Below are 15,737 nucleotides of genomic sequence, written 5' to 3'. Positions count from 1 at the left end.
AGTCTTTTGTATTTTAATGAATCTATGAGCTTAGTAAGGTTAAAAATAAAAGGTATTTCATATAGCCAGACACAGAATGGGGCTTACGCTCTTATTTTAAATGAAGTGGAAGGCGATCGCAAACTACCCATTGTCATTGGTGCTTTTGAAGCGCAGTCTATTGCGATTGCTCTTGAGAAAGAAATAAAACCACCCAGACCTTTGACTCACGATTTATTCAAAAATTTTTCAGACCGCTTTGATATTGTCATAAAACAGGTCATTATACACAAGTTGGTAGATGGTGTTTTCTATTCCAGTATTATTTGTGAGCGTGATAAAATTGAAGAGATTATAGATGCAAGAACCAGTGATGCTATTGCTTTAGCCCTTCGTTTTAACGCTCCTATTTTTACGTATAAGACCATTTTGGACAAAGCTGGAATCTTCTTGAAATTCTCTTCAAAAGACAAGGAAAAAGAAGAAACGGACGATAGTATTGTGGTTGATGAAATCTTACAAGAAGGTGAAACCGTAGAAATTGAATCTGGCGCAACCGATGGTTACACAGAACTTTCTATTGATGAGCTTCATAAAGAACTTGACCAAGCTGTAGCTAATGAAGATTACGAGAAAGCGGCCAAGTTACGAGATGAAATCTCCAAAAGAAACTGATAAACAAGCAAGTAACTTATGAAAATCAACCCTTGGATTGTTCTGCTTGCCCTATTTATTTTTTTTCCGTCCATAGCACAAGAAACTACAACTATACCTGCAGTAGAAACCGCTGTGATTAACGATATTGTTTCTCAAAATACAAACCAGATTCAACCTAACGCAGGTTTTTCTTTGAACAGTTTGGGTCGTGGTGTATTAGGTATGGCGGCCCTTATATTTATTTCGTTCTTATTCAGCTCCAATAGAAGAGCAATTAATTGGAAAACCGTTGGTATTGGCCTTGCATTACAACTATTCATTGCTATTGGCGTACTAAAAGTTCCATTTATTCAACAAATATTTGAATCCATTGGTGAAGTTTTCATTAGTATATTGGGTTTTACACGGGCCGGTAGTAAATTCCTTTTTGATGGATTGGTGGTAGATACGAATACATTCGGTTACATTTTTGCCTTTCAGGTATTACCTACAATTATTTTCTTTTCTGCGCTTACGTCTTTATTATTCTATTTAGGTGTCATCCAAAAAGTTGTAAGAGCCCTAGCTTGGTTACTCTCCAAAACTTTAGGTATTTCCGGAGCAGAGAGTTTATCAGTTGCCGGAAACATATTTTTAGGTCAGACCGAAGCGCCCTTATTAATTAAAGCCTATTTAGAAAAGATGACCAAATCTGAAATTCTTTTGGTCATGATAGGTGGTATGGCCACGGTAGCCGGCGCTGTCCTAGCTGCATACATTGGCTTTTTAGGAGGCGAAGATAAAGTACTACAACTTGTTTTTGCCAAACACCTTTTGGCAGCTTCAGTAATGGCAGCACCAGGTGCTATTGTAATTTCAAAAATTCTATACCCTCAGACCGAAACTGTAAACACAGAGGTTGCCGTGTCTTCTGAAAAAATAGGGGCCAATATCCTAGATGCAATCGCCAACGGTACCACAGAAGGCTTAAAATTAGCTGTAAATGTAGGTGCCATGCTTCTAGTTTTCGTAGCTATGATAGCTATGTTAAACGGTATCTTGGATTGGATTGGAGATATGTCATCTCTCAACCAATGGATAGCTGATAATACGTCATATGACAAGTTCTCTTTAGAAGCAGTTTTAGGCACTATTTTTGCTCCGTTAATGTGGCTAATCGGTGTTGCAAATGAAGATATAATGCTTATGGGCCAGCTTCTTGGCATTAAGCTCGTTGCCAGTGAATTTGTTGGCTACATTCAATTGGCCGAACTAAAGGATATAGCCAAAGGCGCTAGTTTTTCATATAACAAGTCTGTGATAATGGCCACATATATGCTCTGTGGTTTTGCAAACTTTGCATCCATAGGCATACAAATCGGTGGCATTGGTTCTTTAGCGCCAAGCCAACGTAAGACCCTTTCAGAATTTGGTCTTAAAGCAGTTTTGGGTGGCTCAATCGCTTCCTTATTATCCGCTACTATTGCAGGGATGATTTTGGGGTAACTTCAGATCTTCCCTTCAACAAAAAAATTGGTTAATAAATCTCTAATAACTCCGTTAAGCAGCTTTTGAGCTTTTACCTATTACCTTTTATCTTTACCTTACTATGAAGCAATACCACGATTTACTTAAGCACGTACTAGAAAACGGCAACCAAAAAGGAGACCGTACAGGAACAGGAACATTAAGTGTTTTTGGACACCAAATGCGTTTTGATCTAAGCGAAGGATTCCCAATGGTGACAACCAAAAAGTTACACCTGAAGTCTATTGTTTATGAGTTACTTTGGTTCTTGAAAGGTGATACAAACATCAAATACTTGCAAGAAAATGGTGTGCGTATTTGGAACGACTGGGCAGACGAGAATGGAGACTTGGGTCCTGTTTACGGCCACCAATGGCGTAACTGGAACAACGATGAAATTGACCAGATCAAAGATGTTATTGAATCATTAAAAAACAATCCTAACAGTAGACGTATGCTAGTTTCCGCCTGGAATCCTAGTGTTCTTCCAGATACATCAAAATCATTCTCTGAAAACGTGGCAAATGGTAAAGCAGCGCTTCCACCATGTCACGCATTTTTTCAGTTTTACGTGTCCGATAGCAAGCTTTCATGTCAGCTTTACCAACGTAGTGCAGATATTTTCCTAGGGGTACCCTTTAATATTGCTTCTTACGCTCTATTCACTATGATGATGGCACAAGTATGTGGTTACGAAGCCGGTGAATTTATTCACACTTTTGGTGACGCCCATATCTACAACAACCACATGGAGCAAGTAGAATTGCAATTGAGTCGCGAACCACGACCATTACCAAAAATGGTTATCAACCCTGAAATTAAGGATATTTTCAATTTTAATTTTGAAGATTTTACCATAGAAAATTACGATCCGCATCCACATATTAAGGGAGCTGTGGCTATTTAGAGTTCACTAAAATTACTATTGAGTCCATTTCATGCTTTCTATAATCCTTATATTTATAGGATAATAGAATTGCTATGACGTTGACCGATTCCCCTTTAGATTTTTTTCTAGAGACCCGAGAACATACCGAGAACATTTGCAGGCCTTTAGAAATTGAAGATTATGTAGTACAGCCAATTGTTGATGTATCACCTCCAAAATGGCACTTAGGTCATACTACCTGGTTTTTTGAAGAATTCATTCTAAAACCACATGCTAGTGGTTATAAAGTTTTTGATGAAGACTTTTCTTTTGTTTTTAATAGTTACTATGAGACTGTTGGAAAAAGAGTTATTCGGTCCGATCGTGGTAATTTATCCCGGCCTTCAGTAGACAGCGTATATACATACCGCGCATATGTAACTGGGGCCATGAAAAGTCTTTTCACGACCACTCAAAACCAAGAGTTATATAATTTATTGGAAATAGGTATTCATCATGAAAAACAGCATCAAGAACTCCTATTAACGGATATTAAATTTATATTAGGCAACAATCCGTTGCTCCCTTCCTATTCCGATAATTTTAAAGAACATCCTCCAGAAAATACTGCTCAAGAATGGATTTCTATGGAGGAAGGCATCTATGAAATAGGTCATAACACAGATGCTTTCTGTTATGACAATGAGTTAGGACGACACAAGGTTTATTTACATCCGTTTAAAATATCAAGTAATCTAATCACCAACTTAGAGTACATTGAATTTATTGAGGCTGGAGGTTATCAAAAATTTGACCTATGGCACGCCCAAGGTTGGGATTGGGTGAATCAAAACCAGATATCTGCCCCCTTATACTGGCATTTAATTGATGGCGTTTGGTATAATTACACTCTAAATGGACTTAAAAAAATTACACCTAATACTCCCGTAACGCATATTTCATATTTTGAGGCATTTGCATTTGCTCAATGGAAAGGATGTCGCTTACCTACAGAATTTGAGTGGGAAGCATCTCAGTCCTTTTTCCCCTGGGGCAAACGTTGGGAATGGACAGAAAGTGCATACCTACCTTACCCTAACTACACAAAAGCAGATGGTGCACTGGGCGAATACAACGGTAAGTTTATGGTGAACCAAAAAGTACTTCGCGGAGGTTCTGTTGCCACACCAATACGCCATACCAGACCTACCTATCGCAACTTTTTTCAGACCGATCTAAGATGGCAATATACTGGTTTTCGAATAGTTAAATAAATTTTCACTACTTCCAAGTATAGTTTCTAAAAAATTCTCGACTTAAACATCATGCAAAAACCAACTGAAGTGCTTTTTGAAACCCAATTTGAAGAAGACGTTTATACTGGTCTTACGGATTTTCCAAAACATTTATCATCCAAATACTTTTATGATGAAAAGGGTGATAAGCTGTTTCAGGATATAATGAATATGCCTGAATATTATCTTACACGCAAAGAATATGACATTCTAGAAAGTCATACTGCAGAGATAGCCAATTTATTTGCTTCAGCCAACCCAAAGTTTAAACTTATAGAATTGGGCGCTGGTGATGGAAAAAAAACAAAGATTCTTTTAAAATACCTTTCGGAAAATGGTTTCGATTTTAAATATCAACCTATAGATATAAGTCAGCATGTTCTTAATGGACTAGAGGACTCATTACAAAATGAACTTCCTAAAGTTAAAGTAGAACCTCAACAAGGAACCTATTTTGAAGCGTTAAAGAAAATAAAAGCTGAAAATAGCACTAAAAAAGTGATTTTGTTCTTGGGATCAAACATTGGAAACCTTCTTCATGAACAAGCTATAGATTTTCTAAAAAGCATACAAGAGCTTATGGAAAAAGAAGATTTACTTTTCATTGGTTTTGATATGAAGAAAAATCCACAAACTATACTAGATGCCTATAATGACCAAACAGGAATTACAGCTGCTTTCAACAAAAATGTTCTATCTCGTATCAACAAAGAATTAGATGGAAATTTTGATTTAGATAAATTTATACATTGGGAGGTATATGACCCGGAAACAGGGACCGCAAAGAGCTATTTAGTAGCCAAAGAAGCACAAGTTGTAAGTATTGGCAAACTAGACGTATTAATTGATTTTGAACAGTGGGAAACGGTACACACAGAAATTTCTCAAAAATACGATGACAAAGTTGTTGCTTGGTTAGCCGAAAAATCTGGCCTAAAAATAGAATCTGATTTTGGCGATACAGAGAAGCATTACAAGAATTTTGTACTAAGAAAACAATAGCAGCCATTACCCATTATAATACAATTACGAATCTACCATTTTTAAAAAGTGGTCAAATATGTAGTACTATGAAAGCAATTTGGAATGATACAATAATAGCAGAGAGCGACGAAACAGTTGTAGTTGAAAACAACCATTATTTTCCCGCAGAGAGTATTAAGAAAGAGTATTTTAAAACCAGTGAAACACATACAACTTGTCCATGGAAAGGACAAGCCCATTACTATACATTAGTAGTAGGTGGCAAGCAAAATCCAGACGCAGCTTGGTATTACCCAGAAGTTAGCCCGCTTGCAAAAAGTATAAAAGGGTACGTTGCTTTTTGGAATGGAGTAACTGTGGAAAAATAAAAATACCGTAAACAACACTTACATTTCTTTTCTCCAAATGAACATGTAAGCGTGTTTCTATAAAATTAAAAAGCCGGAGCATATAATGTTCCGGCTTTCTTTATTTTTCAAACGAAAAAATTATAGATCCAGAACGGCATTTTCGCCACCTGCGTAATCGTTCCACTGGTAACGATCAGCTTCGCCTTCATTTACGTAGTTTCCATCAATAATATATTTGAACTCAAAAGAAGTTTCCTTAGGAAGCTCAATGGTACCTTTGAAATTTCCGTTTTTCAACTTTTTCAATGCACTTGCTTTGTTAGCTTTCCAATTATTGAAATCACCAACAACCGCTACTTTTGTTGCTTCCTCTGCCGGAACCGTAAAAGTGACTTTACAAACTGGTTTTGTCTTAAGATACTGTTTTGAAATTGCCATTATGTATTATTTTAAATTGATTTTTTAGTTTCTAAATCAGGGGCAAAACTAATATATTAAAATGCTCATATACAATGATTAACGCATTTTTATCATTTTCGCAATATTTACATAACAAATAGTGCGTAGAGACAAAAAAACTTAATTTATTTTCTACATTACCAAGTGCTATATAGCTGTTTTTAAGATTTTTACAACTTTATCAATATCCTCTTCACTGTTGTAAAAATGAAAACTTAGCCTAATACCTTCTCCGCGCTGTGAACAGATAACTCCATTCTCAGTTAATTTTTCAAATAAGGCATTATCTCCTTTAATATTAAATATTGTACTATGACCCTCTCTCTCCAACACATTCTTAGATAATAATCCTAACCGACCAAATTCTTCTTTTGCTTTTTTAGACAGTAATTTCAATTGATTTTCAATCGTCGCTTTTCCTAAACTATTTAAGTATTCCAAAGAAAACTTTAGACTCCCAAAATTCAACGTATCTAAGTGACCCGGCTCAAAACGATTGGCAAAGGGTATCTTATCTCTCGCATCCATATCATGTCCCGATGCATTGTAACCTATGGTCTTAACAGCAAACACATCTTCCATTCCATCTTTAAACAACATAAATCCGTTTCCATAACCTGACAACAACCATTTATAAGCGCTTGCCCCTAGAACATCTAATGGTGAGCTCTCAAAATCAAAGTTAGATGTACCACAAAATTGAGTACCATCTGCTATAATCTTCAAGTTGGGAAATTTATTTTTTATATATGTAAGAAAATTCATACTTATTTGAATGCCATTTGTCCATTGTACTAAACTCAAAGCCAATACAGATATGTTTTGTTCTTGAATTTTATTCCTAATACTCTCTTCTAAACTAGCACACAACTCTACGTAGGAAACATCAAACCCACGATATTCAAACGGCCAATTTAGCGACGGATAATCGTCCTTTACCAATAAAATTTTATGACTTCTGTCCAGTCCTTCTACCAACATATTTAAACCGAGCGTAAAGTTTTGTACCAACGCTGTATTTTCTTTTTTAGCTCCAAAGAAATTTGCAACAACTTCACGGGTTTCAGAAACTAATTTAGCTGCAACTTTATTCCTAAAATTACTACCCCCAATCAGGTAGTCCAAGTCATGTTCTTGGCGCCACTCCATTAAATCATCATTGAGCAATCCTGCAGAAGCAGTATTGGCATAGATATACTGACTTAAAACAGGGAAGTGTTTTCTGGTATTTTTCATATGGTATTTTCTGTGTCGGCAATTGCCTTATCTTTGTACTCTAAAGGTAGCGATTCGTATGTTCTCTAAAAACAAAAACCGTTCTGAAGTAGACCTTGAGCAACACGAAATGCTCGAGAACGCTCAAACCCGTATCAAACAAAAGAAACGGTTATTTACACACTTTGTAATCTTTCTTATTGGCAGTGTCTTTCTTATATTAATTAATAAGATTTTAAAATATGGCGATACGTATGACTGGTTCATTTGGGGTATTACTTTCTGGGCATTTTTATTTATCATACACGCCTTTAACGTTTTTGTAACTCAAAAATTCATGGGAAGGGAATGGGAACGGATCCAACGTGAAAAATTAGTCGCAAAGCAAAAGAAACGTATTGCTGAAATCCAAAAAGAAATAGAGACCGATTTTCCACTTTCTAAAATCAATAAAAAAATAGAACCATGAACACCGTAGCTATGATAGCGGCAGCTGCCGAAAACGATGCTCTAGGAAAAGACAATGATCTCTTATGGCATCTACCAGATGATTTTAAGAGGTTTAAAAGCCTAACTTCAGGTCACACGATTATCATGGGAAGAAAAACGTACGAGAGTTTCCCTAAACCTCTTCCCAATCGCAAACACGTTATTATTACCAGGGACAATGATTATACTGTAGATTATGACACCTGCGTTGTAGTACATTCATTACCCGAAGCTTTAGAATTGGTTAAAGATGAGCCTTTATCCTATATAATAGGTGGTGGTGAAATTTACAAACTAGGTATGGAATGTGCTAATAAACTTGAGCTTACTCGTGTACACGGTATTTTTGAAGATGCCGACACTTTTTTTCCGGAAATAAACGAAACCATTTGGGAACTTGCTACCGAACAATACCACCCGCAAGATGAAAAGCATAAGTATGCCTTTACGTATCTGACCTATCTAAAAATCTAGTCTCTGAACAGAGAGGTTACCCTCTACATCTTCCACAAAACTTTGCAACACACCTGGATTTATATTGGTGTATAATTGATGCCTTGCTATGTCCTTGGAAGTATTTAAAAGGTTATTTTTTTCCAAGATAACTTTTACTTGCCTTGCAACCGCTTCTCCGGAATCAATGATTTTTACATGTGCAGGTAGAATGCTTTTTAAAGTAGGAATGAGATAAGGGTAATGAGTACACCCTAATACAAGGTGATCCATACCCTCCTCTAGCATTGGATTTACATATGTATTTAGTAATCCTATAGTTTCCTCAGAAGCAACTTTACCACCCTCTATTAGCGGAACCAAACCAGTGCCCTCTTGCTCTATGATTCTAATTCCATTGGCATGGTTTTCAGAGGTACTATTAAAAAGACTACTGGCCAGGGTTCCTTTTGTCGCCAAGACACCAACCGTCTTAGATTTTGATTGCAACGCAGCTGGTTTAATTGCAGGCTCTATACCTATAAAAGGCACACTATACTGAGCTCGTAAATTAGTAATAGCATTTGTTGTTGCTGTATTACAGGCAACAACAATGATTTTACACCCTCTCTCTAATAATAACTCCGTATTTTTAATACTCAGCCGAAGAATCTCTTCTTGGGATTTCTCTCCATAAGGCGCATTCTTACTATCTGCCAAATAAATGGTATCTTCATTAGGCAGTAGGTTTTGAATTTCTTTCCAAATGGAAGTCCCTCCTACCCCTGAATCAAAAATACCTATTGGCTTGCTGCTCATATCCATACTAATTATTCCAACACCTCAGCTATAGGGCTTCCTGTAGTACCACTTGGAAAAGCTATACCCAACAAAGACGCTATGGTAGGAGCAATATCATCAATTTCTGTTCTTTCTACGGTACTGCCCTGTTTGATTCCTGCGCCATAAAAAAGTAAAGGCACATGAGTATCATATATCTGTGGAGAACCATGTGTAGATCCCGTTTTAGGATACGAAATAGTACCAGGCGATAATACCACCAACACATCACCTGAACGCTTTTGATTATACCCATTCTGAAGAATATACGGAATACCGTGCGTATAATCATTCTGCCACATTTGGTATGCCGTATACGTCCGATCAATTCCTTTATAAGTCAAAACCTCTTTAGCTATAGCTTCTTGAACCTCCTGAACGCTTAAATCCAAATTTTTAATAATTTTATAATCTAAGAAATATTGGTCATTTGAAAAGTCCTTAACAATGTCAGTTGTGCCATAATTAAACTCTAAAAATTGTGAAAAATCGGCTTTCATAGCATCCCAAGCTACGTAATCTGCCGGTATTCTTTGGTCCTTTAGATACGCTGGCACATCAATTGCAGCATGATCTGCTGTTAAAAACACAGTATATTCCCCTTTGCCAACTTTACGATCCAACTCTTTGAACAGACGCTCTAAATCTACATCTAATCGCAAGTAAGTATCTTGCACTTCTTTTGAGTTAACCCCAAACTTATGCCCCACATAATCTGTACTTGAAAAACTAACCGCCAAGAAATCTGTTATAGCATCAGCTCCTAACTGCTCTGCCTCTAATGCGGCTATAGCAAAATCCGCAGTCATAGAGTTACCAAAAGGAGTTGCTTTTAACATCTCATATTTTCCGTTCTCATCCCAAAGTTTTGGAAGGTCATGAGGTAAAACCGGAGACTTCTCTCCTTTAAACAAACCTTCGTAGGTATTGTAGTCTAGCCCACTTTCAACATAATCATTACTATTCTTTAAGGTTTTCCAAGGTCTTTTATAGGTATCAAAAGATTTGTCCGAATTAAATTTTTCGACCCAACTAGGTAATTTATCCATATAAAAAGAACTGGTTACCCATGCACCATGGCTAAACCAATAGGCTGCATTTGCCGTATGCCCACCAGGAAGTACGGCTCCTCTATCTTTTAAAGCTACTGCAATTGTTTTACCACGCATTTGGGTATGTAGCCTAAGCTCATCTGTTATAGTGGTAACTGTCATTCTATGGGGCGACATTTGCCCTGCTTCCGAAGTAGTACCAACTGAGTTATATTTAGAGTCTCCAGCGCAGTACACATCTTCTTCGGCTATTTTATCATACCAATTGTTACCTATAATACCATGCACGGCCGGTGTTGTTCCTGTATAAACCGAAGCATGCCCAGGACCTGTACTCGTAGGTGCATAATTATAATGATTGTTTTTACAATTGAACCCTTCGCTCACCAAACGTTTAAATCCGCCATCTCCATAATGATTCCAAAAACGAGTAATATAATCATACCTCATCTGATCTACAATTATACCTACTACCAATTTTGGCTCGGTTTTTAATGGTGCTTCGTTTTGCTCTTTTGTTTTTCTCTGACCATATGAATTAGACGGCAAAAAAGCTATTGAAAAAATTGTGAAAAATAAGATGAAAAAATTCTTGTACATAGTAAATTTATTGAGCTAACAAAAGTAAATAAATTCCCCTTTTAAACTTTAAATGCAGGTTAAATGAAATCGTTTATTGTTATTTTTGTTAGGATATACCTATTTTCATCACATGAACTACCTAACATCGATTGGCAGATATGCCATTATGATAAAAGAGGTCTTTAAGAAACCTACAAAATGGCGCATTATGAAGTCGCTGATTTTGAAAGAAGTAGACGAACTTATCTTCGGTTCTTTGGGTATCTTAATTTTCATTGCTTTTTTCATGGGTGCTGTTGTTGCTATACAAACAGCACTGAACATAACTAGTGAACTTATTCCTAAAAGTTTAGTAGGTTTTGCTACAAGACAGTCAATTATTCTTGAGTTTGCACCTACTTTCTGCTCTATCATCATGGCGGGGAAGGTAGGTTCCTATATCACATCCAGTATTGGATCCATGCGTGTTACCGAGCAAATAGATGCATTAGAAGTTATGGGCGTGAATGCACTCAACTATCTGGTTTTCCCTAAAATCGTTGCATTATGCCTGTACCCTTTCATTATTTCAATTGCCATGTACGTTGGTATTTTTGGCGGGTGGATGGCAGCTGTTTTTGGCGGATTTAGCACCAGTGCAGATTTTATAGAAGGGGTGCAATTAGATTTTATACCCTTTCACATAACCTATGCTTTTCTTAAAACTTTGGTCTTTGCTTTTGTTTTGGCCACAGTACCTTCCTACCATGGCTTCTACATGACAGGCGGAGCCTTAGAAGTAGGTAAAGCCAGTACAACCTCGTTCGTATGGACAAGTGTGGTAATTATCATATCTAACTACATACTCACACAACTCTTATTAGGCCAATGATAGAAGTAAACGACATACATAAGTCTTTCGATGGAGCCCATATCCTTAAGGGAATTACCACCAGTTTTCACAAGGGAAAGACCAACCTTATCATTGGACAAAGTGGTTCTGGTAAAACGGTTTTTTTAAAATGCCTATTGGGACTATTTACTCCGGAAGAAGGGACTATTAGCTATAACGGGCAGGTTTACGCAGAACTTAGTGATGCACAAAAAAGAGACTTACGCCAAGAAATGGGAATGGTATTCCAAGGAAGTGCCTTGTTTGACTCAATGACCGTAGAGGGCAATGTAAAATTCCCCTTAGAAATGTTTACGAAGCAATCAAAATCTGAAATTCAAGACAGAACAGATTTTGTTTTAAAGCGCGTAAATTTAGTAGATGCGCATCACAAATTCCCTTCGGAAATTTCCGGAGGAATGCAGAAGCGAGTTGCTATTGCCCGAGCCATAGTTATGAATCCAAAATACCTCTTTTGCGATGAACCAAATTCTGGACTTGACCCTAAAACGGCTATTGTTATAGACAACCTTATTAAAGAAATCACCGAAGAATACGATATTACTACTATAATCAACACCCATGATATGAACTCGGTGATGGAAATAGGAGAAAAAATTCTATTCCTAAAGGATGGCCTAAAAGCCTGGGAAGGAAGTAACAAAGAAATATTCAAAACCGATAATGAAACCGTTACCGATTTTGTCTACTCTTCTGACCTCTTTAAAAAAGTACGCCAAATGTACATTGAGGAGAGAAATTAAACACGGCCCCTTTCAACTCTATTTAGAAGAGCCCCTTAACTGAATGGTAGTATCTTTTAACCGCACTTTTAGCCACTCATGAACCCTTTTGTTTTCAGCAAGAATTTTACTTTGCTTTATACCTTCTTTCCACTTTACTTCAAAAATTGATAGTGTATCTATTTTATTAAAATCGGTGATTACCGCATTATCATATTGAAGAGAAACCAGATTTTCGTAATTAGCTTTTGCCTCCGCACTTATATCTTGAAAAGGTATTTGTTTCTGTCTGGAGGCATCTCTCTGAAGACGGGTAACCTCAGCCTCTAAAAAAGCAATTTTTTCAGCTTTACTCGATAATTGATTTTTCTGAGACTCATATAGTTCGTTGATATATTTCAACTGATCGCCTTGCTCATTTTGCGCTCCTTGTATTACATGTAATTCGGCATTACTTAACCGTTTATAATCTTCATCTTCTTTCAGCATGGTATTCCACGAAGCAATGATATTTGCCGGAATTACTTCATTGCCCATACAAACCAGCTCAATTATAGGGTTTTCACCTTCATTATATTCAATAGTCGTAAAATTGTCCAAATACCTTCCGCCTCCTGTAAATTGATATTTACCGATGGTTGCACTCACAAATTCTATAGCCTGTTTTTTAAACATGGACTCCTGAAAAACGTTATAGAACGTGTATCCTGCAGGAATCATTACCAATAAAGCAACCACCGAAGCAATACGCGCAATACGCCTTCTTTTGGCGGAATTCACATAACGAACCATTGGAAACTTCAATAGTTTTATGGTCAAAAATGTGGCAAGGGCTATGAAAATAGTATTTATAATAAACAAATACATAGCTCCAAGTGCATAACCTGGGTTACCAATGGCCAAACCAAAGCCAACCGTACATAGCGGAGGCATCAAAGCCGTGGCAATAGCTACACCAAAAATAACACTAGCTATAGTCCCCTTCTTTGCTCGCGCGATTACCAGGGCAAGACCACCAAAAAATGCTATAAGAACATCACGAATATCCGGTGCGGTACGGGCTAAAAGCTCTGATGACTCATCTTGAATGGGGAAGAACTCAAAGAAAAGGTAAGCGGTCAATACACTAAGCACCACCATAACCCCAAAATTCTTCAGCGAGCGTCTCAGAGTATCAATATCATTGATCGCCAAAGACATTCCCAGACCAAGAATAGGTCCCATTAGTGGCGAAATTAACATCGCTCCAATGACCACTGCCGTAGAGTTTGCGTTTAACCCAATAGATGCAATAAAAATTGAACAGATCAGAATCCAAGATGTGTGCCCCTTAAAAGGAATATCGGCAATAATAGCCTCTTTTGTAGCTTCCTGATCCGTATTCTCACGAATATCCAATAGTTCGCGCAAAAATCTTCGCAAACTTTCCAAAAGTCCTTTCGCATCCTTTTTTACCGCTTCTTGACTTTCCTTTGGCTCTTCAGTAGGCGTAATATTATCTTGGTTCAGTTTATCGCTCATATGTTATTGTTAGGCATACTCATCTCCGTATTTATCCTTAACAGCACCTAATACCTTTTTGATATCTTGTTCTTTTGATTTCGGATATATTAAAAGTACTTCTTTTTTGTCTACGATGATATAGTCGTTAAGGCCATCTACAACCACTATTTTATCTTTCGGAGAACGTATCATATTCCCCGAAGCATCGGTTGTTAAGGACTTACTGTTTACAACGGCATTATTGTCCTCATCCTTATCCAGCTTATCATATAATGATCCCCAAGTACCTAAATCGTTCCAATCAAAAGTTGCCGGAAGCACAAATATGGCTTTCGAATTTTCCAAAATAGCGTAATCTATAGAAATGTTTTCCGCTTTTGGATAGTTCTCTTTTATAAACTCTTTTTCTTCTCCAGTATTGTAACAAGACATACCAGATTCAAAAAGTGAATATTGTTCAGGTTGGTAGTTTTTGAACGCACTCACAATGGTTTTCACGCTCCACATGAAAATACCGGCGTTCCATAGGAAGTTGCCCTGCGCCAAAAACTCTTTAGCGGTCTCATAATCCGGTTTCTCACGAAACTGATTTACCTTCTTAATTTCCTCTGTACTCTCTTTCTCAAATTCAATATAACCAAAGCCCGTATTCGGGAAAGAAGGCTTGATACCTAATGTACAAAGCACATCTTCTTTTTCACACTTATCAAAACAAGCCGTTACATCTTTTGCAAATGCTTCCTCATCTTCAATCCAATGATCACTAGGCGCCACGATCATTACACCGTTTTCGTTCATTTTTTGAATCTTCAATGCTGCATATAAAATACACGGTGCCGTGTTTCGCATGGCAGGCTCCAACACTACCTGATCTTGTTTCACCAAAGGCAGCTGTTCCAGCACCAAATCGTTATAACGCTCGTTGGTCAAAATGAGAATATTCTCTGTGGGTACAAATTTATTCAGGCGCTTGAAGGTTTTTTGAATTAATGTATCGCCTGTACCCAACATATCATGAAATTGTTTTGGATAAGACGATGTACTAATTGGCCAAAATCTAGAACCGACTCCACCTGCCATTAAAACTGCGTAGTAATTTTTGTTTTTCATTTCTTAATTGCTATAATAACGGAAGTCAATTGACCTACGCTTTCTTAATTAATAGTTAGTTATTCTCTTATTTTCTTACAAATATCATTCAAAAACCAATTCAACCTCTGCATTGGGCTGAAAAAGATACGTTCGTCCTGTAGCGACTTCTACACACTCATATCGCTTTACTCTTCTATTTCCTTTTTTATACAATTTACCATTATATATACGAAAAATACTACCTAAAGGCACTTCAAACACGTAAGTTCTATTGGCCTGCTGTTCATCAAAATGCTTCAAAGCTATGGAAAGCCTAGCATCCGTGCTACTACTGGCCTTTGGATTCTTAAAATGATTAGCTAATAGCGGTAATAATTCAGTTGGAAATATTTCAGGACGAATAAATGGTAACATCAAATATTGAAAAATACGCTTCCATTCCTTACCATGGGGCTTTATACTCCTACCGTACTTTTCAAAAGCTACCAAGTGGGCAATTTCATGAATGAGTGTAATTAGAAATCTGTATTTATTTAGGTTTGAATTAACCGTTATTTGATGCTTACCGTTAGACATCCTTCTATAATCGCCATGACGTGTTACGCGTTCATTTACGATTTTCAAGTGGACACCCGTTTTTTGAATCAACTCCAAACATGATTCTACAGCCCTTTCGGGAAGATATTTTTGCAATACACTATTCACTGCTTACAAAAATAAGGGAACTTCATTAATAAATGGTTAAGCGAATGAAAGGCTTCATCAAAAATTTATAACTTACAGTATACCAACGAAGTGATTGAAAGATAAAAATTGAGAT

General features: G+C 37.0%; 17 protein-coding genes. 10 read left to right on the top strand and 7 right to left on the bottom strand.

Annotation, left to right across the window (positions count from 1 at the left end; translation table 11 throughout):
- The first annotated feature begins 24 nt into the window (after window positions 1-24).
- The 6 genes from IWC72_RS10235 to IWC72_RS10210 all read left to right on the top strand — a co-directional run bounded on the left by IWC72_RS10235 (window position 25) and on the right by IWC72_RS10210 (window position 5,657).
- Window positions 25-654, top strand: coding sequence for a bifunctional nuclease family protein (locus IWC72_RS10235; protein WP_194529711.1), 630 nt, complete (start codon window positions 25-27; stop codon window positions 652-654).
- An 18-nt stretch (window positions 655-672) separates the two neighbouring features.
- Window positions 673-2,121 (top strand): NupC/NupG family nucleoside CNT transporter, encoded by a 1,449-nt coding sequence (locus IWC72_RS10230; protein WP_194529710.1) that lies wholly within the window; start codon window positions 673-675, stop codon window positions 2,119-2,121.
- 103 nt (window positions 2,122-2,224) lie between these two features.
- On the top strand, window positions 2,225-3,049 hold the full coding sequence (locus IWC72_RS10225; protein WP_194529709.1) for a thymidylate synthase: 825 nt from the start codon (window positions 2,225-2,227) through the stop codon (window positions 3,047-3,049).
- Window positions 3,050-3,123: 74 nt separating this feature from the next.
- Window positions 3,124-4,284 carry an ergothioneine biosynthesis protein EgtB gene (gene egtB, locus IWC72_RS10220; RefSeq protein WP_194529708.1) on the top strand — a complete coding sequence of 387 codons (1,161 nt, stop codon included), beginning with the start codon at window positions 3,124-3,126 and terminating at the stop codon, window positions 4,282-4,284.
- A 51-nt stretch (window positions 4,285-4,335) separates the two neighbouring features.
- Entirely contained in the window at window positions 4,336-5,307 is a 972-nt protein-coding gene (egtD, locus tag IWC72_RS10215; protein WP_194529707.1) for an L-histidine N(alpha)-methyltransferase, read from the top strand.
- Window positions 5,308-5,375: 68 nt separating this feature from the next.
- Window positions 5,376-5,657 carry a DUF427 domain-containing protein gene (locus tag IWC72_RS10210; RefSeq protein ID WP_194529706.1) on the top strand — a complete coding sequence of 94 codons (282 nt, stop codon included), beginning with the start codon at window positions 5,376-5,378 and terminating at the stop codon, window positions 5,655-5,657.
- Between the two features lie 120 nt (window positions 5,658-5,777).
- Here the strand turns inward: IWC72_RS10210 and IWC72_RS10205 are convergent, their stop codons facing one another.
- Window positions 5,778-6,077: an isoamylase early set domain-containing protein gene (locus tag IWC72_RS10205; protein ID WP_194526101.1), complete on the bottom strand. Its 300-nt coding sequence runs from the start codon at window positions 6,075-6,077 to the stop codon at window positions 5,778-5,780.
- A gap of 168 nt (window positions 6,078-6,245) precedes the next feature.
- Window positions 6,246-7,334 (bottom strand): aminotransferase class V-fold PLP-dependent enzyme, encoded by a 1,089-nt coding sequence (locus IWC72_RS10200; protein WP_194529705.1) that lies wholly within the window; start codon window positions 7,332-7,334, stop codon window positions 6,246-6,248.
- Between the two features lie 58 nt (window positions 7,335-7,392).
- Here IWC72_RS10200 and IWC72_RS10195 point away from each other — a divergent pair, with 58 nt between their 5' ends.
- Together IWC72_RS10195 and IWC72_RS10190 are read left to right on the top strand one after the other, a co-directional pair.
- Window positions 7,393-7,782 carry a 2TM domain-containing protein gene (locus IWC72_RS10195; protein ID WP_194529704.1) on the top strand — a complete coding sequence of 130 codons (390 nt, stop codon included), beginning with the start codon at window positions 7,393-7,395 and terminating at the stop codon, window positions 7,780-7,782.
- Window positions 7,779-8,276: a dihydrofolate reductase gene (locus IWC72_RS10190; RefSeq protein WP_194526098.1), complete on the top strand. Its 498-nt coding sequence runs from the start codon at window positions 7,779-7,781 to the stop codon at window positions 8,274-8,276. Before IWC72_RS10195 ends, IWC72_RS10190 begins: the two co-directional genes overlap by 4 nt.
- On the opposite strand, the gene murI is transcribed toward IWC72_RS10190, so the two are convergent.
- A complete protein-coding gene (murI, locus tag IWC72_RS10185; RefSeq protein ID WP_194529703.1) occupies window positions 8,265-9,053 on the bottom strand; it encodes a glutamate racemase in 789 nt (262 codons plus the stop codon). The genes IWC72_RS10190 and murI overlap by 12 nt on opposite strands.
- Before the next feature lie 11 nt (window positions 9,054-9,064).
- Window positions 9,065-10,726 carry an alkaline phosphatase PafA gene (pafA, locus tag IWC72_RS10180; RefSeq protein WP_194529702.1) on the bottom strand — a complete coding sequence of 554 codons (1,662 nt, stop codon included), beginning with the start codon at window positions 10,724-10,726 and terminating at the stop codon, window positions 9,065-9,067.
- A gap of 112 nt (window positions 10,727-10,838) precedes the next feature.
- On the opposite strand from pafA, the gene IWC72_RS10175 reads away from it, so the two are divergent.
- Together IWC72_RS10175 and IWC72_RS10170 are read left to right on the top strand one after the other, a co-directional pair.
- Window positions 10,839-11,579 carry an MlaE family ABC transporter permease gene (locus tag IWC72_RS10175; RefSeq protein WP_194526095.1) on the top strand — a complete coding sequence of 247 codons (741 nt, stop codon included), beginning with the start codon at window positions 10,839-10,841 and terminating at the stop codon, window positions 11,577-11,579.
- Entirely contained in the window at window positions 11,576-12,343 is a 768-nt protein-coding gene (locus IWC72_RS10170) for an ABC transporter ATP-binding protein (protein WP_194529701.1), read from the top strand. The genes IWC72_RS10175 and IWC72_RS10170 overlap by 4 nt, the downstream gene beginning before the upstream one ends.
- 18 nt (window positions 12,344-12,361) lie before the next feature.
- On the opposite strand, the gene IWC72_RS10165 is transcribed toward IWC72_RS10170, so the two are convergent.
- The 3 genes from IWC72_RS10165 to IWC72_RS10155 all read right to left on the bottom strand — a co-directional run bounded on the left by IWC72_RS10165 (window position 12,362) and on the right by IWC72_RS10155 (window position 15,622).
- Window positions 12,362-13,843 carry a DUF389 domain-containing protein gene (locus IWC72_RS10165; RefSeq protein WP_194526093.1) on the bottom strand — a complete coding sequence of 494 codons (1,482 nt, stop codon included), beginning with the start codon at window positions 13,841-13,843 and terminating at the stop codon, window positions 12,362-12,364.
- Window positions 13,844-13,852: 9 nt separating this feature from the next.
- Entirely contained in the window at window positions 13,853-14,935 is a 1,083-nt protein-coding gene (locus IWC72_RS10160; RefSeq protein WP_194526092.1) for a mannose-1-phosphate guanylyltransferase, read from the bottom strand.
- An 84-nt stretch (window positions 14,936-15,019) separates the two neighbouring features.
- Window positions 15,020-15,622, bottom strand: a complete 603-nt coding sequence (locus tag IWC72_RS10155; protein WP_194529700.1) for a SprT-like domain-containing protein — start codon at window positions 15,620-15,622, stop codon at window positions 15,020-15,022.
- Window positions 15,623-15,737 lie beyond the last annotated feature (115 nt).

Source organism: Zobellia roscoffensis, assembly GCF_015330165.1.
Taxonomy (GTDB): domain Bacteria; phylum Bacteroidota; class Bacteroidia; order Flavobacteriales; family Flavobacteriaceae; genus Zobellia; species Zobellia roscoffensis.
Note: the sequence above shows the minus strand (reverse complement) of the source record. Positions and strands in the feature narration are given on the sequence as shown.

Excerpts from the sequence above, each read along its gene's own strand:
- murI (WP_194529703.1), bottom strand. The coding sequence starts at position 9,053 with ATGAGCAGCAAGCCAATAGGTATTTTTGATTCAGGGGTAGGAGGGACT.
- IWC72_RS10200 (WP_194529705.1), bottom strand. The coding sequence starts at position 7,334 with ATGAAAAATACCAGAAAACACTTCCCTGTTTTAAGTCAGTATATCTAT.
- IWC72_RS10225 (WP_194529709.1), top strand. The coding sequence starts at position 2,225 with ATGAAGCAATACCACGATTTACTTAAGCACGTACTAGAAAACGGCAAC.
- IWC72_RS10160 (WP_194526092.1), bottom strand. The coding sequence starts at position 14,935 with ATGAAAAACAAAAATTACTACGCAGTTTTAATGGCAGGTGGAGTCGGT.
- IWC72_RS10210 (WP_194529706.1), top strand. The coding sequence starts at position 5,376 with ATGAAAGCAATTTGGAATGATACAATAATAGCAGAGAGCGACGAAACA.
- IWC72_RS10235 (WP_194529711.1), top strand. The coding sequence starts at position 25 with ATGAGCTTAGTAAGGTTAAAAATAAAAGGTATTTCATATAGCCAGACA.
- IWC72_RS10175 (WP_194526095.1), top strand. The coding sequence starts at position 10,839 with ATGAACTACCTAACATCGATTGGCAGATATGCCATTATGATAAAAGAG.
- IWC72_RS10195 (WP_194529704.1), top strand. The coding sequence starts at position 7,393 with ATGTTCTCTAAAAACAAAAACCGTTCTGAAGTAGACCTTGAGCAACAC.
- IWC72_RS10170 (WP_194529701.1), top strand. The coding sequence starts at position 11,576 with ATGATAGAAGTAAACGACATACATAAGTCTTTCGATGGAGCCCATATC.
- IWC72_RS10230 (WP_194529710.1), top strand. The coding sequence starts at position 673 with ATGAAAATCAACCCTTGGATTGTTCTGCTTGCCCTATTTATTTTTTTT.
- pafA (WP_194529702.1), bottom strand. The coding sequence starts at position 10,726 with ATGTACAAGAATTTTTTCATCTTATTTTTCACAATTTTTTCAATAGCT.
- IWC72_RS10165 (WP_194526093.1), bottom strand. The coding sequence starts at position 13,843 with ATGAGCGATAAACTGAACCAAGATAATATTACGCCTACTGAAGAGCCA.
- IWC72_RS10190 (WP_194526098.1), top strand. The coding sequence starts at position 7,779 with ATGAACACCGTAGCTATGATAGCGGCAGCTGCCGAAAACGATGCTCTA.
- egtB (WP_194529708.1), top strand. The coding sequence starts at position 3,124 with ATGACGTTGACCGATTCCCCTTTAGATTTTTTTCTAGAGACCCGAGAA.
- egtD (WP_194529707.1), top strand. The coding sequence starts at position 4,336 with ATGCAAAAACCAACTGAAGTGCTTTTTGAAACCCAATTTGAAGAAGAC.
- IWC72_RS10205 (WP_194526101.1), bottom strand. The coding sequence starts at position 6,077 with ATGGCAATTTCAAAACAGTATCTTAAGACAAAACCAGTTTGTAAAGTC.